This is a genomic window from Serratia sp. J2 (assembly GCF_046269175.1).
Classification (GTDB): domain Bacteria; phylum Pseudomonadota; class Gammaproteobacteria; order Enterobacterales; family Enterobacteriaceae; genus Chania; species Chania fonticola_C.
Map to the genome: position 1 here is coordinate 124,205 of NZ_JBKABN010000004.1, position 21,964 is coordinate 146,168.

Here is a 21,964-nt window from a genome sequence, read left to right on the forward strand (position 1 = left end):
TGGCGCCCTTGTTCTCTCTAGAGCATTTTACGGATAACGTAGTGCAGGATGCCGTCATTCTGGTAATAAGTCAGCTCATTGCCGGTATCAATGCGGCAACGGGTATTCACCACCACCTTCCGGCCATCGGCATAGGTGATATTAACCGGAACCGTCTGGCCGGGTTTCAACGCCTGCAAACCACTCACGTCAATCAGTTCCTCCCCCGTCAAACCCAGCGTTTTGCGCGTTATTCCCTGCGGGAATTCGAGCGGCAAGATGCCCATACCGATCAGGTTGGAACGGTGGATACGCTCAAAGGATTCCGCGATCACCACTCGTACCCCCAATAAACGAGGGCCTTTGGCTGCCCAGTCGCGGCTGGAGCCGGAGCCATACTCTTTACCGGCGATCACCGCCAGTGGCACCTGCTCTTGCTGATACTGCATGGCGGCATCATAGATCGCCATCTGATTCTGCGAAGGCAGATGGCGGGTATACCCCCCCTCCACGCCCGGAACCATTTCGTTACGGATACGGATGTTGGCGAAGGTGCCCCGCATCATCACTTCGTGGTTACCGCGGCGCGAACCGTAAGAGTTGAACTCTTTCACCTCGACACCACGCTCGCTCAGATAACGCCCCGCCGGGCTGTCGCGCTTGATGTTGCCCGCAGGCGAGATATGGTCAGTGGTCACCGAGTCTGCCAGGATTGCCAGAATACGTGCGCCGTGAATATCCTGCACCGGATCCGGTTGCGCTTTCATGGTACTGAAGAATGGTGGATGGCGAATATAGGTAGAATCGGCTTGCCATTCGTAGGTCGCGGAACCGGTCACCTGGATCGCTTGCCAACTGGCATCGCCATCAAACACTGCACCATATTCCTTATGGAACATTTCGGTGCTGACTTCTGCTACGGCTTGGGCAATCTCCTGGCTGGTAGGCCAGATATCCTTCAGATAGACCGGTTTGCCGTCGTGGCCTTCGCCCAACGCATCTTTGGTCAGATCAACCTTCATGTTACCTGCCAGCGCATAGGCAACCACCAGTGGCGGCGAAGCAAGCCAGTTGGTTTTTACCAACGGATGGATGCGCCCTTCAAAGTTACGGTTACCGGACAGCACGGCCCCTACGGTGAGATCCCCTTCCTTGATCGCCTGCTCAATCGGTTCAGGCAACGGGCCAGAGTTACCAATACAGGTCGTACAACCGTAGCCAACCAGGTTAAAGCCCAATTGCTCCAGATACGGCGTCAGTTTGGCGCGATCGAAGTATTCGGTCACCACTTTGGAACCCGGTGCCAGTGAGGTTTTTACCCAAGGTTTAGTCTTCAAGCCCTTTTCAACGGCCTTTTTGGCCAACAGGCCAGCGGCCATCATCACGCTCGGGTTGGAGGTATTGGTACAGGAGGTAATGGCTGCGATCACCACCGCGCCGGTATTTAGCTCCAGGTTTTTGCCACCCAGCGTGAAGCTTTTCACTTCCTGCTTATCTTTCTGACCGCCAATTTCCAACTCGGTCGCGGCGGTGAATGCTGTTGGCACCTGCGGCAGCGCGACGCGGTCCTGCGGGCGTTTCGGCCCTGCCAGGCTTGCCTCAACCGTTGACATATCCAGCGACAGCGTGCTGGTAAACACCGGTTCATCGCCTGGATTACGCCACATCCCCTGAGCCTTGGCATAGGCTTCCACCAATGCGATCTGCTCAGCGCTACGACCACTTAACTGCAGGTAGCCCAGCGTCACGTCATCCACCGGGAAGAAGCCACAGGTTGCCCCGAACTCTGGCGACATGTTGGCAATGGTTGCCCGGTCTGCCAACGGCAAATCAGCCAGCCCATCACCATAAAATTCAACAAACTTCCCGACGACGCCGTGCTTACGCAGCATTTGGGTAACGGTGAGCACCAAGTCGGTGGCTGTAATACCCTCGGATAACTTACCACTGAGTTTAAAGCCCACCACATCCGGGATCAGCATGGAGACCGGCTGGCCCAACATGGCTGCTTCGGCCTCAATACCGCCAACGCCCCAGCCCAGAATACCAAGGCCGTTAATCATGGTGGTGTGGGAGTCGGTCCCCACCAGGGTATCGGGGTAAGCGATGCGTTGGCCGTTCTCTTCGGTATGCCAAACGGTTTGCCCCAGATACTCCAGGTTCACCTGATGGCAGATGCCGGTGCCGGGTGGCACCACGCGGAAGCGGTTGAAGGCCTTTTGCCCCCAGCGCAGGAAGGTGTAGCGCTCGTGGTTGCGCTCCATTTCGATGCGCACGTTTTCGCCAAAGGCGTCATCGTCACCAAACTCATCGACGGTAACCGAGTGGTCAATGACCAGATCGACCGGTGACAGCGGATTCACCTGATCGACTTTCCCGCCCAGGCGCAGAACGGCCTCTCGCATTGCCGCCAAATCCACCACGGCAGGCACGCCGGTGAAGTCCTGCATCAGCACCCGCGCCGGGCGATAAGCAATTTCACGATCGGCATGACCGGTTTGCAACCAGCCTACGATCGCCTTCAGATCGTCAACCTGTACCGTATCACCATCCACATGGCGCAACAGGTTTTCCAGTAACACTTTCATCGATTTCGGCAGCCGGTCAATATCCCCTAACTGTCTGGCCGCCAGTGGCAAACTGTAATAGTGATACTCACTACCCAGTGCTACCAGCTTATCCATACTCGTTTTGCGAAGATCGGACGACATAGCTCCTCCATTTTTTATTATGTCAAACCAGGGTGATTTCTGAGGTGTTATTTAAAGATAACACAAACGCCATGTAACGTTTTGATAACAACACGTATTGATCATAACGATAGGCAGGAGTAATCAAAGGCAGGAAGCTACTGGTAGGTCAATGAGTTAGCAGGTATCAGACAATAAAAAACCGCCCGTCGGCGGTTTAAATGGTGTAATGAGGTTCAAGTTAACGGCCTATTTGGTCGGCAGTTTGATGTCCTTGAACATCGCTTCAATCTCGTCATTGGTACGTAAAGCCACGGCGGTATCGACCACGTCGCGCGTCAGATGCGGTGCGAAACGCTGGATAAAGTCGTACATATAGCTGCGCAGGAAGGTGCTGCGGCGGAAACCGATTTTGGTGGTGCTATAGGTGAAGATATCGCGGGCATCCACCATCACCAAATCCGGATCCTGCACCGGATCGACCGCCATGCTGGCGATCACGCCAACACCCAGCCCCAGGCGTACATAAGTCTTGATGACGTCAGCATCGGTAGCGGTAAACACGATACGTGGCGTCAACCCCGCCCGGTTAAACGCGGTATCCAGCTCTGAGCGCCCGGTAAAGCCAAAGGTATAGGTGACGATAGGATACTCGGCCAGCTCTTCAATGGTAATATGGCTCTTGCCCGCCAAAGGATGATCGGGCTTCACTACTACCGCCCGGTTCCAGTGGTAGCACGGCAGCATGATTAAGTCGTCATACAGGTGCAGCGCTTCGGTAGCGATGGCAAAGTCTGCCGAGCCTTTGGAAACCGCTTCGGCAATCTGCGTTGGCGAGCCCTGATGCATATGCAGCGACACGCGCGGGTAACGCTCGATAAAGCCTTTAATCACATTGGGCAAGGCATAGCGTGCCTGGGTATGGGTGGTTGCCACATACAGCGAACCTTTATCCGGGTAAGTATGTTCCCCCGCAACGGCCTTAATGGCCTCCACTTTGGACAGCACTTCGCGAGCAATGCGGATAATTTCCTGGCCAGCAGGCGTCACCTGGGTAAGATGCTTACCGCTACGGGCGAAAATCTGGATACCTAGCTCATCCTCCAGCATCCTCACCTGCTTGCTGATACCCGGTTGCGAGGTATAGAGACCTTCAGCCGTGGAAGAGACGTTGAGGTTATGATTCACCACTTCTACGATGTAACGAAGCTGCTGCAATTTCATATTTGAATACCATCCTAGGTTAAAACACTGCGGCCTGCCGCAGCCAGGTATCTCGGTGTTGTCCCGGTATGCTTAATTCTCACAAGCCTTAAACACAGTGATTTCGCCCAGATGCTGATGAAAACGCCGTTGCTAATAAGCTTTAATCATAAAAAACGTTTTTATATAACCATTATATCATGTCGCGCCACCAAGTATAGAGCCGCTTCACAAGATGATAACGATCTTTTCGCATGATTATCAACGCCGCACCCTGCCGATAAAAATAAGAAAAAGCAGAGAAGAATAGATCCGCCAGCCGATTTTCGCCAATAAAAAACCAGCTCACTGAGCTGGTTTTTTGCTGTTGCCTTGCGCCTGGGTTACTTCTTGCCTTCAACCCATTTGCCATCAACGAAGAATGCGGACCAACCGGTGGCCTTGCCGTCTTTCTCTGATGAGACATACTGCTGCTTGGTTTTACGGCTGAAGCGCACCATCGTCTTGTTGCCTTCCGGATCGGCCACCGGCGCATCGGCCAGATAGCACAACTTCTCCGGCAAGCGATCTTTGAAGCGCAGCAACTCTTCCACTAACGGCGCACGGGTTTCACGCGATTTAGGGAAGGTGTTGGCCGCAAGGAACACGCCTGCTGCCCCATCACGCAACACAAAGTAGGCGTCCGATTTCTCGCACGGCAACTCTGGCAGCGGGACCGGATCCTCTTTCGGCGGAGCAACTTCACCGCTGCGCAGGATCTTACGGGTATTCTTGCAGTTTTCGTTGGTACAGCCCATGTACTTACCAAAGCGCCCCATTTTCAGGTGCATTTCGGAACCACACTTCTCACACTCAACGATCGGGCCGTCGTAACCTTTCAGGCGGAATTCGCCCTGCTCGATTTCGTAGCCGTCACAGGCCGGGTTGTTACCGCACACGTGCAGCTTGCGCTGGTTGTCGATCAGGTAGCTGTCCATCGCGGTGCCACACTTCTGGCAGCGCTTACGGGCACGCAGGGCGTTGGTTTCTGCATCATCCCCTTCGAGGATGTTCAGCACTTCCGCTTCCGGCACCAGGTTGATGGTGGTTTTACAGCGCTCTTTCGGCGTCAACGCATAACCGGAACAACCAAGGAACACGCCGGTACTGGCAGTGCGGATACCCATTTTGCGGCCACAGGTCGGGCAGTCAATGCTGGTCATCACCATCTGATTTGGGCGCATGCCGCCCTCTTCAGGATCCTTCTCGGCGGTTTCCAACTGCTCGCTGAATTCGGCAAAGAATTCGTCCAACACCGCTTTCCATTCCGCCTGGTTGTTGGCGACCTGGTCCAGGCCATTTTCCATGCGTGCAGTGAAGTCGTAATTCATCAGCTCACGGAAGTTTTCTTCCAGGCGATCGGTGACGATCTCACCCATTTTTTCTGCGTAGAACCTGCGACTCTCTACCCGCACATAACCACGATCCTGAATGGTCGAGATGATCGAGGCATAGGTAGATGGACGGCCGATTCCGCGTTTTTCCAACTCTTTAACCAGCGAAGCTTCACTGTAACGTGCCGGTGGCTTGGTAAAGTGCTGGCTCGGGATCAGCTTTTGCAGATCCAGCTCGCTGCCCACTTCGACAAACGGCAAGGTGCGATCTTCATCACCCTTACGCAGCGCAGGCATCACTTTAGTCCAGCCATCGAAACGCAGCGTACGGCCTTTGGCACGCAGCAGGAAATCGTCGGCTTTCACCGTCAGCGTGGTGGAGTCGTATTGCGCCGGTGTCATCTGACAGGCGACGAACTGACGCCAGATCAGCTGATACAGTTTCTGCGCATCCGCTTCCATATCTTTCAGCTGTTCAGCCAATACGCTGACATCGGAAGGACGGATCGCTTCGTGCGCTTCCTGGGAGTTTTCTTTGCTGCTGTATTGGTTAGGCGCCTTCGGCAGGTACTTGTCACCGAAGTTGTCACCGATATAACCACGCACCATGTTGACCGCGTCCTGGCTCAGGTTGGTGGAGTCGGTACGCATGTAGGTGATATGACCTGCTTCATACAGACGCTGCGCCATCATCATGGTTTTCTTCACGCCGAAGCTCAGGCGGGTACTGGCAGCCTGTTGCAGCGTGGAGGTGATGAACGGTGCACCCGGTTTGCTGCTGGTTGGCTTGTCTTCGCGGTCCAGCACCGTATAACGGGCTTTTTCCAGCAGGTTAAGCGCGGCATGAGTCTGCTCACGGTTAACCGGTTTGAATGGCTTATCGTGGGCGTGGGTGACTTCCATCTGCAGCGCAATTTCGCCTTTCGCCAGCAGATCGGCATGCAGTTCCCAGTATTCTTCGGGTACGAATGCCTTGATGTCGCGCTCACGCTCCACCACCAGCCGTACCGCAACGGACTGCACCCGGCCAGCGGACAGGCCACGGGCAATTTTTTTCCACAGCAGTGGCGACACCATATAGCCCACCACGCGGTCCATAAAGCGACGCGCCTGCTGTGCATTGACACGATCGATATTCAGCTCGCCTGGCGCTTGGAACGCCTGCTGGATCGCGTTTTTGGTGATTTCGTTAAACACCACGCGGCTAAAGCGCTTGTCGTCTCCACCGATCACTTCCCGCAGGTGCCAGGCGATGGCTTCCCCTTCGCGGTCAAGGTCGGTTGCGAGGTAAATGTGGTCAGCATTTTCGGCTAACGACTTTAACTCGGCGACCACTTTTTCCTTACCGGGCAAAATCTCATATTGCGCTTCCCACCCGTGGTAAGGATCGACGCCCATGCGATTGACCAGCGCGGTCTTTTCATCTTTCTTGACTTTCTTTTTGGCTTTGTCTTTGGTTTTGTCTTCGGTTGACTCAGCGCTCTTTTTGCTAGCTGAGCCACTGGTCGGCAAATCACGGATATGACCGACGCTGGACTTCACCACGTAGTCATTACCTAAATATTTATTAATAGTTTTGGCTTTTGCCGGGGACTCAACTATTACGAGAGCTTTGCCCATAATTACCTTTACCTGAATTTAATACTTCTAAAAAGAAGCCATTTGTCTCGCCGTACCGCGGCAATTCGTATCTCTTATTTATATTGCGGTACTCTGGCAAGAGATCAACCTGTTTTTTTCTAATGGTTGCCTAACTGGTCAACCTGAACGCATTTAGCCAGCCTAACCTGTTCACGCCGAACCCCAGAGGCCAGGCCAGCTATGACCTGCGTTGAGCGTAAACAAATCCTTCCACCGGAAGCCGCAAAATCCCACACTCTACCTGATAACAAACGCGACGCAACTTAATTAGCGCGGAAAATCTCATTTCGCCATGGCGGGCCAAATCACTGGCCGTCCAGACGGCAATTAAACCTTAGCTGGTTTGCGGACAAACGCGAACCCGCGCTAGAATACGTTCAGAATTTTCGCTTGCAGGAGAAATAAATGCGTAACAATACTCAACCCATCGAACGAGCAGATCTGCTTACTGAAGCAAATAACATCATCCGCCAACACGAAGATTATATGCACGGCATGGTGGCCACTGACGTTGAGCAGAAAGGCAGCGTGTTGGTTTTCCGCGGCGAGTTTTTTTTAGATCCCGAGGGTCTGCCAACCGCAAAAACCACCGCCGTATTTAATATGTTTAAGCACCTGGCCCATGTGCTTTCCGAGAAATATCATCTGGTGGATTAACCATTAAAAACGGGGCCATCTGGCCCCGCGTAAACATAGCCTTGCTGGCTTACAACAGCGGTTTTTCGCCGCGTTGCCACCAGCGCAACAGCAGACGATCGGCGCTCTCTGCCGCACTGCTGGTAAAGCGATCGATGAAGCGTTTACGGCGAGCATAACGCACCCCCACCACCTCATGGTTTTCCATCTCGGCAATCAACAGATCGTCACTGGTGCCGACCGCGTCAACCAGCCCTTTATCTTTCGCCTGAGTGCCATACCAATGCTCACCGGTCGCGACTTCTTCGATAGCCAATGAAGGGCGTTGCTGATGAACAAACTGTTTGAACAACTCGTGAGTTTCGTTCAGATCTTCACGGAATTTTTCCCGCCCTTGTTCGGTATTCTCACCAAACAGGGTCAAGGTGCGTTTGAACTGGCCAGCGGTGTGCAATTCCACGTCGATGTTGCTCTTTTGCAGCAAGCGATGGAAGTTGGGGATCTGGGCAACCACGCCGATCGACCCAATGATGGCAAACGGGGCTGCCACAATGCGGTCGGCCACGCAGGCCATCATGTAACCGCCGCTAGCCGCGACCTTATCCACCGCCACCGTCAGGCGGATACCGCCCTTGCGCAGGCGCTCCAGCTGCGACGCTGCCAGGCCATAGCCGTGCACCACCCCACCAGGGCTCTCCAAACGTAGCAGCACTTCGTCCTTGGCCGTAGCTACCGCCAATACGGCAGAGATCTCTTCACGCAGTGAGCTGACCTCATGGGCATCCATGCTTCCCTTGAAGTCCAGCACATACAGGCAAGGTTTGACTGCCTCTACCGCACCGGCCTTGGCACGCTGTTTTTTCAGCTTCTCGTCGGCCTTGTTCTGCTTTTTGAATTGCTTGCTCCAGGCCTTCTGCTCTGCCGCCCCCATGCGGGCAAGGCGCATTTCCCGTTGCATTTCACGATATTGCTCACCCAGGTCGGTAAGCTGTAGTTCCCCTTTCTGCTGGCTCTTGCGCTGCCCGAGGCTCACCGCCAGCAACGCCAGCGCGGCAATAGCAATCACCACCGTGGCAACTTTGGCCAGGAAAAGGCCATAAACAGATATAAACTCCACAGATACCGCCTTTATTTACAGTTTGTTAGTTGAGCGGGAGCAGCATGCAGCGCCCCTACCTACTTTTTAGCAAATGGCACCACGGCTGTCGCGCCTAAATGAAAATTCAGATTGATGAGCATGCGGTGCACCTCCGTGCTATGGGGTTGCCCGTAGCGGTAACCAAGCCGCTATTGTACCGTTTTTGTTACAAAAGAATGCCGTTTCTGTAGGTTACTCATTGAAAATGCGATCCATTTCAGGCATATAACAGACATTATTCATCAAATTACTGACAAAAATTCGCAGCGGATCGCCATTGTGGTTGAGCAACTCTGCTCCTGCCCGCGATCCGCAATCCACCCAAGCTCCCAGCCATAGCGCGGGAGCCGCCAACCAGGCGCGAGGAACTATTGTGCATTACCAACCTAAGCAGGATCTGCTCGAACAACGAATTATTCTGGTGACCGGGGCGGGCGACGGCATTGGCCGTGAAGCGGCGCTGACTTACGCTCGTTACGGCGCACAGTTGGTGCTGCTTGGCCGCACGGAAAGCAAACTGCAGGCCGTTCAGGCTGAAATTGCCGCCATCTCCAGCGCCCCGACGCATATCGTTACGCTGGATTTGTTACACACCACGCCAGAGCAGTGCCAAACCCTGGCGGAGGACTTGGCCACCAAGGTGCCACGCTTGGACGGCGTATTGCAAAACGCCGGTCTGTTGGGCGATATCGCCCCAATGGCCGAGCTTTCGATGACCATGTGGAACGAAGTGATGCAGGTCAACGTAAATGCCACCTTCATGCTTACCCAGGCGCTGTTGCCGTTGCTGCTAAAATCAAATGCGGGTTCGTTGGTATTCACCAGCTCCAGCGTTGGCCGAACCGGCCGTGCTGGCTGGGGGGCCTATGCCGTTTCCAAGTTTGCCACCGAGGGGATGATGCAGGTATTGGCCGATGAGTATAAAAACCGTAACTTGCGGGTAAATTGCATCAATCCTGGCGGAACTCGCACCAAAATGCGTGCATCTGCTTTCCCACAGGAAGATAAAAACAAGCTGAAAACACCGGCCGATATCATGCCACTCTATCTGTATCTGATGGGCGATGACAGCCGCCGTAAAACCGGCATGAGCTTCGATGCTCAGCCCAACCGTAAACCCGGCGCCGCCGAATAAGGAAGCTTTTAACATGGCTGAAGATCGTCACCAGCAACGCCAGCAACGGCTCAAAGAACAGGTGGATGCACGCATTGCCGCCGCGCAGGAAACGCGTGGTCTATTGCTGGTCTTTACCGGCAATGGCAAAGGCAAGACCACCGCTGCATTTGGCACCGTCACCCGCGCCGTCGGTCACGGTATGAGAGCTGGAGTGATCCAGTTCATCAAAGGCCAGTGGCCCAACGGCGAGAAAAACCTGCTGCAACAGCACGGCGTGGAATTTCAGGTGATGGCAACCGGCTTTACCTGGGAAACTCAGGATCGGGAAAGCGATACCGCCGCCTGTCAGGCCGTCTGGCAACATGGTAAGCGGATGTTGGCCGACAGCAGCCTGGATATGGTGCTGATGGACGAGTTGACCTATATGGTGAGTTACGGCTATTTAGAGCTGGCTGAGCTGCTGGAGGCGCTTGAGCAGCGTCCTGCGCACCAGACGGTGATTATCACCGGTCGTGGCTGTCATCGCGATTTGCTGGAGCTGGCGGATACCGTGACGGAGATGCGGCCAGTGAAGCACGCGTTTGAAGCGGGGATCAAGGCTCAGCAGGGCATTGACTGGTAACTGAATAATCCGTGGCCAAGCCAGAAGGCAAGGCCACGGTGATAAATTTAGCTACGCTTGGAAGACTTGGCCGGTTTACCCGGTTTGCTGCTGCCTGGTGCGCCACGACGGCTACCGGGAGCAACCTGGCTGTGACGTTTTACCGCACGGCGGATCTGGTTAGCCTTCACACGGCGACGATCGCGTTCCACCGGCAGTTTGCTGACGGTTTCCGGTTGCAGCTCCACCAGCTCACGCAGATAGTTGATCGCCTTGAGATCCAGCTCGGTATAGCCGCCACGAGGCAGGCCTTTTGGCAAATCGATATCGCCGTAACGCACGCGGATCAAACGGCTTACCTGCACACCAACGGCTTCCCACAGGCGACGTACTTCACGGTTACGGCCTTCGGTCAGCGTGACGTTGTACCACTGGTTGATCCCTTCACCACCCTGGAAGGTGATGGTACGGAATGCCGCCGGGCCATCTTCCAGTTGGACACCTTTGCTCAGTTGCTTGAGCTTTTCATCGTCGATCTGGCCGAACACGCGCACGGCGTACTCGCGTTCAACTTCGCGGCTTGGGTGCATCAGGCGGTTAGCCAGTTCACCGTCAGTGGTAAACAGCAGCAAGCCTGAGGTATTCACGTCCAAACGCCCTACCGCTACCCAGCGAGAGCCTCGCAGTTTTGGCAGGCGATCGAAGACCGTTGGGCGACCTTCTGGATCGCTACGGGTACAGAGTTCGCCTTCCGGCTTGTAATACGCCAGCACGCGGCAAACCGCTTCTTCGGATTCTTTGATCGAGACAACATGACCGTCCAGACGAATTTTCATCCCGGCGACCACTTCAACGCGGTCGCCCAGTTTGGCGATCTTGCCGTCGACGCTGATGCGACCCGCCTCAATCATGGTTTCTATTTCACGACGCGAGCCATGGCCAGCATTCGCTAATACTTTCTGTAACTTTTCGCTCATTGAGCAACCTCTAATGTCGCCTTCACAGGCGTCGGGGGGACTTTGCCGCCACTCTCAGCAAGGAGAGACGGCCGCAAAGATTAGCACTTGGTCAAAACCAACCGCTTATTATACAGGCTTTATCCCTCCTTGGCACTGACTTCGTCCGGCTGTTTAGCGGAAAGGCGCTGGATCGCCAGCCCCTTCACGGATCACTTCCGGAGAGGATTCAGTCAGATCGATAACCGTGGTCGGCTGCTGGCCCAGGAAACCGCCGTGGATCACCAGATCCACCTGCTTGCCAAGGTGTTCGCTGATCTCTTCCGGATCGGATTCGGCAAAATCATTGCCAGGCAACATCAGCGTAGTCGACATCATTGGCTCATTGAGCACTTCCAGCAATGCCAGAGCGATCGGGTTAGATGGCACACGCAGGCCGATGGTTTTACGCTTGTCATTCATCAGGCGACGAGGCACTTCTTTGGTCGCTTTCAGGATGAAGGTGTAATTGCCCGGCGTATTGTTCTTGATCAGGCGAAACGACGAATTGTCCACATAGGCATAGGTCGACAGCTCGGACAGATCGCGGCACATCAGCGTAAAGTTGTGGTTGCCGTCCAACTGGCGAATACGGCAAATACGCTCCAAAGCCGCCTTCTCTTCAAGTTTGCAGCCCAGCGCGTAGCCAGAGTCTGTTGGATAGACGATCACACCGCCCTTGCGCAGCACCTCTACGGCCTGATTGATCAGGCGCGGCTGCGGGTTGTCCGGGTGAATATAAAATAGCTGGCTCATCTCTAACTCCTGAAAATGATGCACGCGCAAAACAACGCCCGCGTTAAATCAATCTACTAGGTTCTGTTGGGGCAGTGGCCAATCGCGCCACACCGGTTCAACACCGCCGGGTAACCACAGTTTGCGACCCAACTCAATCCACGAACAGGGCTGATGAAAATCCGAACCCTGAGACGCCAATAATTGATAGTCCTGCGCATATTTAGCCAACACCGTACGCTCATGGGGGGCTTGCTGACACTGCGCCACCTCCATCGCATCGCCGCCATGTTCGGCAAAATAGGCCAGCAGACGCTTCAGCCATTTGGCCGTCAGATCGTAACGGCCCGGATGCGCCATCACCGCTTGACCACCGGATTGATGAATGACATCAATGGCTTGTTCTATTGTACACCACTGTGGCGGAACATAGCCGATTTTCCCTTTGGCGAGATACTTCTTGAACACCTGCGCCATGTTGGCGGCCATGCCCTGCTGCACCAGAAAACGGGCAAAATGCCCTCTGGTGACCGCTCCGTCCCCTGCCAGTTGTTGTGCTCCGGCATAGGCATCGGGAATACGCGCTTTCGCTAACCGAACACCGATTTCTTGCGCCCGCAGATTACGGCGCTCGGTCTGTTCGATCAGCAGCTGTAACAGTGCCGGATGGGCGATATCGAGCCCCAGCCCGACAATGTGGATCTCATGGTTTTCCCACAGGGTAGAAATCTCGACGCCGTTAACCAGCTGCAAAGGCAAGGCAAGATCGGCTATCGCGGCCGCAGCCTCTGCCAATCCGTTGGTGGTGTCGTGATCGGTAATAGCCAGCACGCCAACGCGCATCTCAACGGCTCGCTGCACCAGTTGAGTCGGCGTTAAGTAACCGTCCGAAGCGGTGGTGTGGCTGTGGAGATCGTACAGGGTAAAAGCGGAGGATTGTGGGCTGCTGTCTGTCAAAAGGGATATCCTGCGATGGCTTGGCTTTCTATCATAACCGTTATGGATGGCCGGACGGAAATCTATTCTGCCGATGGCGTTCCCGCCAGATTAACGATTTCACGCTAGCCGCTAACATATTGTGCAAAAAGAGAGTTGACATTGCCTCGCCGTTCCAGTTAACTAGTACACAAGTTCGCGGCAATAGCCGTGTTGGATGAAAATACAGAGAGCAACATGATGACTAAGCACACTTCTCTTCTTCGCTGGTGGCGTACTTCCCAATCAAGGGTCGAGTAATCACGCATACCTGTCATCTGACACTGCAGATTCCCTAGGCCCGCTCATTACAGCGGGCTTTTTTATGGACAAGATTTGACTGGAACTACCGAAGATGAACATCAAACCACAGCTCAAACTACTCACGGCACAGGCCGGTTACCGCAGCGATCCGACGGCGATTTTTCATCAGCTGTGCGGCGCCCGCCCTGCCACCCTGTTGCTGGACTCGGCGGAAATCAACAGCAAGCAAAACCTGAAAAGCCTGCTGATTGTTGACAGTGCCCTGCGCATTACCGCCTTGGGCCGTAAGGTCAGCCTTCAGGCGCTAACGGCTAACGGCGCAGCCCTGCTGCCACTGTTGGATGAGGCCTTGCCTGCCGACGTACAAATCCAGGTTCGCCCTAATGGCCGTGAGTTGACCTTCCCGGCAATTGATACGGTACAAGACGAAGATGCCCGCCTGCGTTCATTGTCGGTGTTTGATGCGTTGCGCACGATGCTGACTTTGGTCGATGCGCCAGCCGATGAGCGTGAAGCCATGCTGCTCGGCGGCCTGTTTGCCTATGATCTGGTTGCTGGCTTTGAAGACCTACCAGAGCTACGCCAAGACCAACGTTGCCCGGACTTCTGTTTTTATCTGGCAGAAACGCTGCTGGTGCTGGATCACCAACGCGGCGTAGCTCGTTTACAAGCCAGCGCATTCACCGGTGACAACGCTGAAACACTGCGTTTGCAGCAGCGTCTCGAACAGCTTCAGGTGCAATTGCAACAGACTCCGATCGCCATTCCTCATCAGAAACTGGAAGACATGCAGTTAAGCTGCAATCAGAGCGATGAAGAGTACGGCGCAGTAGTCAGCCAGTTGCAGCAGGCCATCCGCCACGGTGAGATTTTCCAGGTGGTGCCTTCTCGTCGCTTCTCTCTGCCTTGTCCTAACCCGCTGGCGGCTTACCAGACGCTGAAGGAAAACAATCCAAGCCCTTACATGTTCTTTATGCAGGACAACGAGTTCACGCTGTTCGGTGCCTCGCCAGAAAGCGCGCTGAAATATGAAGCCACCAGCCGCCAGATTGAGATTTACCCAATTGCCGGTACTCGTCCACGCGGACGCCGCGCTGATGGTTCACTGGATCTGGATCTCGACAGCCGCATCGAACTGGAAATGCGTACCGACCATAAAGAGCTGGCGGAACACCTGATGCTGGTCGACCTGGCCCGCAACGATCTGGCCCGCATCTGTGAAGCGGGTAGCCGCTACGTGGCCGACCTGACCAAGGTAGACCGTTACTCATTCGTGATGCACCTGGTTTCCCGCGTGGTCGGCAAGCTGCGTAGCGATCTCGACGTGCTGCATGCCTATCAGGCCTGTATGAATATGGGCACGCTGAGCGGTGCACCGAAAGTGCGCGCCATGCAACTGATTGCCGCCTCTGAAGGCACCCGTCGTGGCAGCTACGGCGGCGCGGTGGGCTACTTTACCGCTCATGGCGATCTCGATACCTGTATTGTCATTCGTTCCGCGTATGTTGAGGACGGCGTTGCCACCGTGCAGGCCGGTGCCGGTGTGGTGCTGGACTCCGTTCCGCAGGCGGAAGCCGATGAAACCCGTAACAAGGCACGTGCCGTGCTGCGTGCCATCGCCAGCGCGCACCAGGCCAAGGAGATTTTCTAATGGCCGATATCTTACTGCTCGACAACGTCGACTCCTTTACTTACAACCTGGTCGATCAGCTGCGTGCCAGCGGCCATCAGGTCGTGATTTACCGTAACCAGATTGCCGCCGAGGTCATCATCGCGCGCCTGCAACAGATGAAGCAGCCTATTTTGATGCTGTCCCCTGGCCCAGGTACTCCAGCCGACGCGGGCTGTATGCCCGAACTGTTACAACGCCTGCGCGGCCAGATGCCAATCATCGGTATCTGTCTCGGCCATCAGGCGATTGTGGAAGCTTATGGCGGCCACGTTGGCCAGGCCGGTGAGATCTTGCACGGCAAGGCTTCTTCCATTACTCACGATAACCAGGGGATGTTTGCCGGTATGGCCAACCCGCTGCCGGTCGCCCGCTATCATTCACTGGTCGGCAGCAATATCCCTGAAGGGCTGACCGTCAATGCTCGCTTCGGCGACATGGTGATGGCTGTGCGTCACGATGAACACCGCGTATGTGGTTTCCAATTCCATCCAGAATCCATTCTGACCACCCAGGGCGCGCGTTTGCTTGAGCAGACGTTGGCCTGGGCGCTGGCGAAATAATCAAGGGGAACCGACTATGCAACCTATTCTTGAAAAACTGTATCGCTCGGAGTCGATGAGCCAGGAAGAAAGCCAGCAGTTATTCAGCGCTATCGTGCGCGGTGAGCTGGAACCTAGCCAACTGGCGGCGGCATTGATCAGCATGAAGATCCGCGGTGAGCACCCAGAAGAAATCGCCGGAGCAGCCAAGGCGCTCTTGGCCGATGCTTTACCGTTCCCACGCCCGGACTATGCCTTTGCGGATATCGTCGGCACCGGCGGCGACGGCACCAACAGCATCAATATCTCCACGGCCAGCGCCTTTGTCGCTGCAGCCTGTGGGGTCAAGGTGGCCAAGCACGGCAACCGCAGCGTCTCCAGCCGTTCCGGTTCATCCGATCTGTTGGCCGCTTTCGGGATCCGACTGGATCTGCCTGCGGAAGAATCCCGCAAGGCATTAGACGAACTGGGTGTGTGTTTCCTGTTTGCGCCGCAATATCACACCGGTTTTCGCCATGCGATGCCGGTACGCCAACAGCTGAAGACCCGCACGGTGTTCAACGTCCTCGGGCCGTTGATTAACCCGGCTCGCCCACCGTTGGCGTTGATTGGGGTCTACAGCCCGGAGCTGGTGCTGCCAATCGCCCAAACCCTGCGCGTATTGGGTTATCAACGCGCTGCCGTCGTACACGGTGGCGGTATGGATGAAGTGGCGATCCACACCACCACTCACGTAGCCGAACTGAATGACGGCGAAATTGAAAGTTATCAACTGACACCTAAATCCTTTGGGTTGGAAAGCCACCCGTTGGGCTCCCTGCTGGGCGGATCGCCGGAAGAAAATCGTGACATTCTGGCAAGGTTGTTACAAGGTAAAGGCGAGCCAGCGCACGCCGCGGCGGTCGCCGCCAACGTCGCACTGTTGCTGAAACTATTCGGACAGGAAGACCTGCGCCAGAACGCGCAGCAGGCATTGGAAATGATCCACAGTGGGCAGGCTTACCAGCGTGTCACTGCTTTGGCAGCAAGAGGATAAATGATGCAGGAAACCGTGCTCAACAAGATTGTTCGTGACAAGGCGCAGTGGGTCGCGGCACGTAAGCAACAACAGCCATTAGCCAGCTTTCAAAACGAAATCGTGCCAAGCGAGCGTAGCTTTTATCATGCGCTACAAGGCACCAGAACGGCATTTATTCTCGAATGCAAGAAAGCCTCTCCTTCCAAGGGGCTGATCCGCGAGAATTTTAACCCGGTAGAAATCGCCTCGGTGTATAAGGACTTCGCCTCAGCGATCTCGGTACTGACCGATGAGCAATACTTCCAGGGCAGCTTCGATTTTCTGCCGCTGGTGAGTAAAACCGTGTCCCAGCCGGTGCTGTGTAAAGACTTTATGATCGACCCTTACCAGATCTATCTGGCACGTCACTACCAGGCCGACGCCATTCTGTTGATGCTGTCGGTGCTCGATGACGAACAGTACCGCCAACTTGCCGCGGTGGCACACAGCCTGAATATGGGCGTGCTGACCGAGGTGATTAGCGAAGAGGAATTACAGCGCGCGGTACAGCTCGAAGCCAAAGTGATCGGCATTAACAACCGCGATCTGCGCGATCTGTCTATCGATCTGGATCGCACCCGCACTCTGGCTCCTAAAGTGCCACATGGCGTGACGGTGATCAGCGAGTCCGGCATCAACAACTATCGCCAGATCCGCGAACTCAGCCGCTATGCCAACGGTTTTCTGATCGGCAGCGCGTTGATGTCGGAAACCAACCTGCGCAGCGCGGTACGCCGCGTGATCCTGGGCGACAACAAAGTCTGCGGCCTAACCCGGCCGCAAGATGCCGCAGCCGCTTATCAGGCAGGTGCCAACTACGGGGGTCTGATCTTCGTTGGCCGTTCCCCGCGTAACGTGGACATTGCCCGCGCCAGGGAAGTGATCGCCGGAGCACCGTTGAAATACGTGGGCGTTTTCTGTGATGCGCCGATCGCTACGGTCGCGCAAACTGCCGAGCGCCTTGGTCTGCATGCGGTGCAACTGCACGGCGCGGAAGACCAGGCTTATATCAACGCCCTGCGTGCCGAGCTGCCAGCCACCTGTCAGATCTGGAAAGCCTTGAGCGTGAAGGACAACCTGCCCGCTCGCGATCTGCAACAGGTCGATCGTTACCTGCTGGATAATGGTGCTGGCGGTACCGGAGTTCGCTTTGACTGGTCGGTGTTGCAGGGGCAAACGCTGGACAACGTGATGCTGGCAGGAGGCCTGAGTGCGGACAACTGCGTAGATGCGGCCCAACTGGGCTGCGCGGGCCTCGATTTCAACTCTGGCGTAGAGAGCCAACCCGGCATCAAAGATGCCGAGCGTCTGGCGGCGGTGTTCCAAACCCTGCGCGCCTACTGATTGCGAACCTCATTTAACGGATAATAACGGGAAAAATAATGACGCTGCTTAACCCTTACTTCGGCGAATTTGGCGGTCAGTACGTGCCGCAAATTTTGATGCCAGCCCTGAAACAACTGGAAGAGGCCTTCGTCAGCGCCCAGCGTGACCCTGAGTTCCAGGCAGAGTTTATCGATCTGCTGAAAAACTACGCGGGCCGCCCAACGGCACTGACGCTGTGCAAAAACCTGACTGCCGGTAGTAAAACCAAACTCTACCTGAAGCGTGAAGATCTGCTGCACGGCGGTGCCCATAAGACCAACCAGGTATTGGGCCAGGCACTGCTTGCCAAACGCATGGGCAAGACCGAGATCATCGCGGAAACCGGCGCTGGCCAACACGGTGTCGCCTCTGCGCTGGCCTGCGCCCTGCTCGGTCTGAAGTGCCGTATCTACATGGGCGCCAAGGACATCGAACGCCAGTCACCGAACGTATTCCGTATGCGTCTGATGGGCGCAGAAGTGATCCCGGTGCACAGCGGCTCTTCCACGCTGAAAGATGCCTGTAACGAAGCGCTGCGCGACTGGTCTGGCTCTTACGAGAAGGCCCACTACATGCTAGGCACTGCCGCAGGCCCGCACCCGTTCCCGACCATCGTGCGTGAATTCCAACGCATGATCGGCGAAGAAACCAAAGCTCAGGTGCTGGAGCGTGAAGGCCGTCTGCCGGATGCCGTATTGGCCTGCGTTGGCGGTGGTTCCAACGCCATCGGCATGTTTGCCGACTTTATCGATGATGTCAGCGTTGGTCTGATCGGCGTTGAACCCGCCGGCCTGGGGATCGAAACCGGCCAGCATGGTGCACCGCTGAAACACGGCAAAGTGGGGATCTACTTCGGTATGAAATCACCGATGATGCAAACCTCTGAAGGCCAGATCGAGGAGTCTTACTCGATTTCCGCCGGTTTGGACTTCCCTTCCGTTGGCCCACAGCACGCCTATCTCAACAGCATCGGCCGCGCAGAATACGTGTCGATCACCGATGATGAAGCACTGGAGGCTTTCAAGGAGCTTTCCCGCCACGAAGGGATTATCCCGGCGTTAGAGTCTTCCCATGCCCTCGCACACGCGCTGAAAATGATCCGTGAAGAGCCGCAGAAAGAACAGATCCTGGTGGTTAACCTGTCCGGCCGCGGCGACAAAGACATATTTACCGTTCACGACATTCTGAAAGCACGGGGAGAAATCTGATGGAACGTTATCAGCAACTGTTCAAGCGGTTGGAAAATAATAAAGAAGGCGCTTTCGTGCCGTTTGTCACCCTCGGCGACCCAAACCCGACGCTATCGTTACAGATTATCGATACGCTGGTGGATAACGGTGCAGATGCCTTGGAGTTGGGGATCCCCTTCTCTGATCCGTTGGCCGATGGCCCAACCATTCAAAGTGCAGCGCTGCGTGCTTTCGCTTCCGGCGTTACGCCAACGCACTGTTTTGAAATGCTGGCGGCGATCCGTCAGAAACACCCTGATATTCCGATTGGCCTGCTGATGTACGCCAACCTGGTGTTCCACGGCGGCATTGACGCATTTTATCATCGCTGCGCGCAAGCCGGTGTAGATTCGGTGTTGATCGCGGACGTACCTTTCGAAGAGTCCGCGCCTTTCCGCGCGGCGGCAACTCGCCACGGTATTGCGCCAATCTATATTTGCCCGCCAAATGCGGATGAAGATTTACTGCGTGAAATCTCGTCCCACGGCAGGGGTTACACTTACCTGCTGTCACGCGCCGGAGTAACCGGAACGGAAAGCCGGGCGCAGTTACCGCTGCACCATCTGGTCAATAAGCTGCGCGAATATCATGCGGCACCGCCGCTGCAAGGCTTTGGTATCTCTGAACCTTCACAGGTCAAGGATGCGTTGCAAGCCGGAGCAGCCGGGGCAATCTCTGGCTCGGCAATTGTTAAAATCATCGAACAGAATCAGGCACAACCGGCAGAAATGCTGGCCAAACTTGGCAAGTTTGTACGTGAAATGAAAGCCGCTACCCGCGTTTAATCTCCCCGCCCTCAACCACCGGATACTACGAAAGTATCCGGTGATAACACTTTGTTTACCCTCAATCTTGCCAAAGATATTTTCGCAAACAATTTGAACAAACCAGCAACCTGCCCCACAATCATATTTGCCGCTAAATATTCAGTGGTTCAGTGCATACGATTTCGTTAGCTGATTGAAATCAGCCTTTAATTTCAACAATAACATATGCAAGGAGAGTCATTTATGAAGCTATTTAAAACCCTTTCGGCGCTGTGCATGGCGGCTATTTTGGCTATGGCAGTTTCTGCCTGTGCTCCAACGGCAAAATCAGAAGGGACTGGCGGCTATATTGACGATACGGTCGTCACTACCAAAGTGAAGTCAGCACTGCTGGCGGATAAAACCATCAAATCCACCGAGATTAGCGTTGAAACCTTTAAGGGCCGGGTACAGTTGAGCGGTTTTGTCAGCTCCAGTGCCGATGCTAACCGTGCTATTCAGGTGACACGCGGCGTGGCAGGAGTTAAATCCGTCGAAAACGATATGCGCATTAAATAACTGAAGAGGGAGGCGCCGAACAGCGCCTCCTTTATTGCTGGCTTAGAAGCGGTAACCCGCACCAAACATAAACACCCACGGATCCAGACGCGTATCAATGCTCTGATGTTGATCACCCGCATCAAAGCGCACCTTGGTCTCGATATTCATCCACCAGACCGACATATTCAGCATCCAGTGCTCATCCAGGTTGTAATCCAGGCCTGCCTGCCCGGCAACACCCCAGGAATTTTTCAGATCCAGATTGCTTAAACCCGCATCCTTGCCGTTGTCGTTGAATTTCTCGTCGAAGAACATGGTGTAGTTCACACCAATACCCAGGTATGGACGCAGCTTGTCCTGCTTTTCGCCAAAGTAGTACTGCGCCATCAGCGTTGGTGGCAGTTGACGAACGGTTGCAATATCCCCGTTGACCGCTGGGCCACCCAGAGAAACTTTATGGCGGAACGGCGTTGCAGCCAGTAATTCGACGCCGATATTGTCCGTCACCATATAGCCAAAAGTCAGACCCAACTGGGTGTTGTTATTGGCGTTGAAAGATCCTTGGCCTAAAACGTTGTCCGAACCTGCATTGGGACGAACAGTTGCAGTCCCTGCACGGAACAGGAAATCACCCGCTTGATGCGCGCTTGCTACCATAGGAGCCATCAGAGCCCCTAACACCACCAGAGTTGTCTTTTTCATTATCCATTCCATTTGTGTGGTTTACAGTCCCGATGAATATACCTATTAACAGGTATTTATGATCCCATCGAGATCACATCTTAAGTGTAAAAATTTAAATTCCCACCAAAAACAAAGCCACCTAAGGTGTTAATAAATCGATAATTGATCTGAATCAATAAACGCCTTTTGTTGCAAATTTTATGCATGTTTACATTTCTGTTACCAAAAAAAGTTGCTAAAAAAAATGCCTCTGCGTAATTTCATCATTCCTGTTGGTTTTGGTTGGGCCGGTAAGGAGTCGGTGGCAATCAAGATGAGCGAAATTCAAAATCCCTGCACCAGCTGCGGCGCCTGCTGCGGTTATTTCCGAGTATCATTTTATTGGGCCGAAGCGGAAGATGGCGGCGGCGTGGTACCTATATCCTTAACTGAACCCTTGAGCCCCTTTCTGCGCTGCATGCAGGGGACCAACAGCAAGTCCCCGCGCTGCACCTCGCTGGTGGGTGAGATTGGTCAGGCGGTGTCCTGTTCGATCTACCCCAATCGCCCTAGCCCCTGCCGCGAATTCGATCAATCCGGGGAAAACGGCCTGCGCAATGAGGCCTGCGATCGGGCCCGTGAGCGCTACGGCCTGCCGCCCTTGCCGGTTCCCCTGCCATTATCATTGTCAGAGACCATAATCGCCCAAGAAATCAGCACAGTGCCATTCGCGGGGTGCCACAGCGGCGCGGAACAGGGTACAATCGCCCACTGATTTAACTACG

At 54.9% G+C, this 21,964-nt stretch carries 19 protein-coding genes and 1 other annotated feature; of the genes, 11 read left to right on the plus strand and 8 right to left on the minus strand.

The window, feature by feature from the left end; genetic code table 11:
* Positions 1–17 precede the first annotated feature (17 nt).
* The 3 genes from acnA to topA all read right to left on the minus strand — a co-directional run bounded on the left by acnA (position 18) and on the right by topA (position 6,865).
* Complete coding sequence (acnA, locus tag ACKWMY_RS05860; protein ID WP_409486029.1) at positions 18–2,690, minus strand: aconitate hydratase AcnA; 2,673 nt, start codon at positions 2,688–2,690, stop codon at positions 18–20.
* 228 nt (positions 2,691–2,918) lie between these two features.
* Positions 2,919–3,893: an HTH-type transcriptional regulator CysB gene (cysB, locus tag ACKWMY_RS05865; protein ID WP_021181263.1), complete on the minus strand. Its 975-nt coding sequence runs from the start codon at positions 3,891–3,893 to the stop codon at positions 2,919–2,921.
* Positions 3,894–4,255: 362 nt separating this feature from the next.
* A complete protein-coding gene (gene topA, locus ACKWMY_RS05870; protein ID WP_409486030.1) occupies positions 4,256–6,865 on the minus strand; it encodes a type I DNA topoisomerase in 2,610 nt (869 codons plus the stop codon).
* A gap of 426 nt (positions 6,866–7,291) precedes the next feature.
* Between topA and ACKWMY_RS05875 the strand changes: the two genes are divergently transcribed.
* Positions 7,292–7,543 (plus strand): YciN family protein, encoded by a 252-nt coding sequence (locus ACKWMY_RS05875; protein WP_021181261.1) that lies wholly within the window; start codon positions 7,292–7,294, stop codon positions 7,541–7,543.
* 49 nt (positions 7,544–7,592) lie between these two features.
* Here ACKWMY_RS05875 and sohB read toward each other — a convergent pair whose 3' ends face one another.
* Positions 7,593–8,639 carry a protease SohB gene (gene sohB / locus ACKWMY_RS05880; RefSeq protein ID WP_409486031.1) on the minus strand — a complete coding sequence of 349 codons (1,047 nt, stop codon included), beginning with the start codon at positions 8,637–8,639 and terminating at the stop codon, positions 7,593–7,595.
* A gap of 394 nt (positions 8,640–9,033) precedes the next feature.
* On the opposite strand from sohB, the gene ACKWMY_RS05885 reads away from it, so the two are divergent.
* Together ACKWMY_RS05885 and cobO are read left to right on the plus strand one after the other, a co-directional pair.
* On the plus strand, positions 9,034–9,795 hold the full coding sequence (locus ACKWMY_RS05885) for a YciK family oxidoreductase (protein ID WP_059200952.1): 762 nt from the start codon (positions 9,034–9,036) through the stop codon (positions 9,793–9,795).
* Positions 9,796–9,808: 13 nt separating this feature from the next.
* Entirely contained in the window at positions 9,809–10,399 is a 591-nt protein-coding gene (gene cobO, locus ACKWMY_RS05890; protein ID WP_409486032.1) for a cob(I)yrinic acid a,c-diamide adenosyltransferase, read from the plus strand.
* A 47-nt stretch (positions 10,400–10,446) separates the two neighbouring features.
* Here the strand turns inward: cobO and rluB are convergent, their stop codons facing one another.
* The 3 genes from rluB to rnm form a co-directional block, all read right to left on the minus strand.
* Positions 10,447–11,355, minus strand: a complete 909-nt coding sequence (rluB, locus tag ACKWMY_RS05895) for a 23S rRNA pseudouridine(2605) synthase RluB (protein WP_024486388.1) — start codon at positions 11,353–11,355, stop codon at positions 10,447–10,449.
* A 153-nt stretch (positions 11,356–11,508) separates the two neighbouring features.
* Positions 11,509–12,129: an L-threonylcarbamoyladenylate synthase gene (locus tag ACKWMY_RS05900; RefSeq protein ID WP_024529259.1), complete on the minus strand. Its 621-nt coding sequence runs from the start codon at positions 12,127–12,129 to the stop codon at positions 11,509–11,511.
* Between the two features lie 48 nt (positions 12,130–12,177).
* A complete protein-coding gene (gene rnm / locus ACKWMY_RS05905) occupies positions 12,178–13,065 on the minus strand; it encodes an RNase RNM (protein WP_024529258.1) in 888 nt (295 codons plus the stop codon).
* 240 nt (positions 13,066–13,305) lie between these two features.
* Positions 13,306–13,410, plus strand: a sequence feature (Trp leader region).
* 28 nt (positions 13,411–13,438) lie between these two features.
* On the opposite strand from rnm, the gene ACKWMY_RS05910 reads away from it, so the two are divergent.
* From ACKWMY_RS05910 to ACKWMY_RS05940, 7 genes are all read left to right on the plus strand, one after another.
* The gene (locus tag ACKWMY_RS05910; protein ID WP_074029217.1) at positions 13,439–14,998 is read left to right on the plus strand and encodes an anthranilate synthase component 1; all 1,560 of its coding nucleotides are present in this window, start codon (positions 13,439–13,441) and stop codon (positions 14,996–14,998) included.
* The gene (locus tag ACKWMY_RS05915) at positions 14,998–15,579 is read left to right on the plus strand and encodes a glutamine amidotransferase-related protein (RefSeq protein WP_024529256.1); all 582 of its coding nucleotides are present in this window, start codon (positions 14,998–15,000) and stop codon (positions 15,577–15,579) included. Before ACKWMY_RS05910 ends, ACKWMY_RS05915 begins: the two co-directional genes overlap by 1 nt.
* A gap of 16 nt (positions 15,580–15,595) precedes the next feature.
* Positions 15,596–16,594, plus strand: coding sequence for an anthranilate phosphoribosyltransferase (gene trpD, locus ACKWMY_RS05920; RefSeq protein ID WP_065685698.1), 999 nt, complete (start codon positions 15,596–15,598; stop codon positions 16,592–16,594).
* 3 nt (positions 16,595–16,597) lie between these two features.
* Positions 16,598–17,959: a bifunctional indole-3-glycerol-phosphate synthase TrpC/phosphoribosylanthranilate isomerase TrpF gene (trpCF, locus tag ACKWMY_RS05925; protein WP_409486092.1), complete on the plus strand. Its 1,362-nt coding sequence runs from the start codon at positions 16,598–16,600 to the stop codon at positions 17,957–17,959.
* A gap of 38 nt (positions 17,960–17,997) precedes the next feature.
* Complete coding sequence (trpB, locus tag ACKWMY_RS05930) at positions 17,998–19,188, plus strand: tryptophan synthase subunit beta (RefSeq protein ID WP_199061761.1); 1,191 nt, start codon at positions 17,998–18,000, stop codon at positions 19,186–19,188.
* On the plus strand, positions 19,188–19,994 hold the full coding sequence (gene trpA / locus ACKWMY_RS05935) for a tryptophan synthase subunit alpha (RefSeq protein ID WP_409486033.1): 807 nt from the start codon (positions 19,188–19,190) through the stop codon (positions 19,992–19,994). The genes trpB and trpA overlap by 1 nt, the downstream gene beginning before the upstream one ends.
* A 225-nt stretch (positions 19,995–20,219) precedes the next feature.
* Positions 20,220–20,534 carry a BON domain-containing protein gene (locus tag ACKWMY_RS05940; RefSeq protein WP_024529251.1) on the plus strand — a complete coding sequence of 105 codons (315 nt, stop codon included), beginning with the start codon at positions 20,220–20,222 and terminating at the stop codon, positions 20,532–20,534.
* Between the two features lie 42 nt (positions 20,535–20,576).
* Here ACKWMY_RS05940 and ompW read toward each other — a convergent pair whose 3' ends face one another.
* Positions 20,577–21,218, minus strand: a complete 642-nt coding sequence (ompW, locus tag ACKWMY_RS05945; RefSeq protein ID WP_024529250.1) for an outer membrane protein OmpW — start codon at positions 21,216–21,218, stop codon at positions 20,577–20,579.
* Between the two features lie 295 nt (positions 21,219–21,513).
* Here ompW and ACKWMY_RS05950 point away from each other — a divergent pair, with 295 nt between their 5' ends.
* On the plus strand, positions 21,514–21,954 hold the full coding sequence (locus tag ACKWMY_RS05950) for a YkgJ family cysteine cluster protein (RefSeq protein ID WP_024529249.1): 441 nt from the start codon (positions 21,514–21,516) through the stop codon (positions 21,952–21,954).
* Positions 21,955–21,964: the final 10 nt, after the last annotated feature.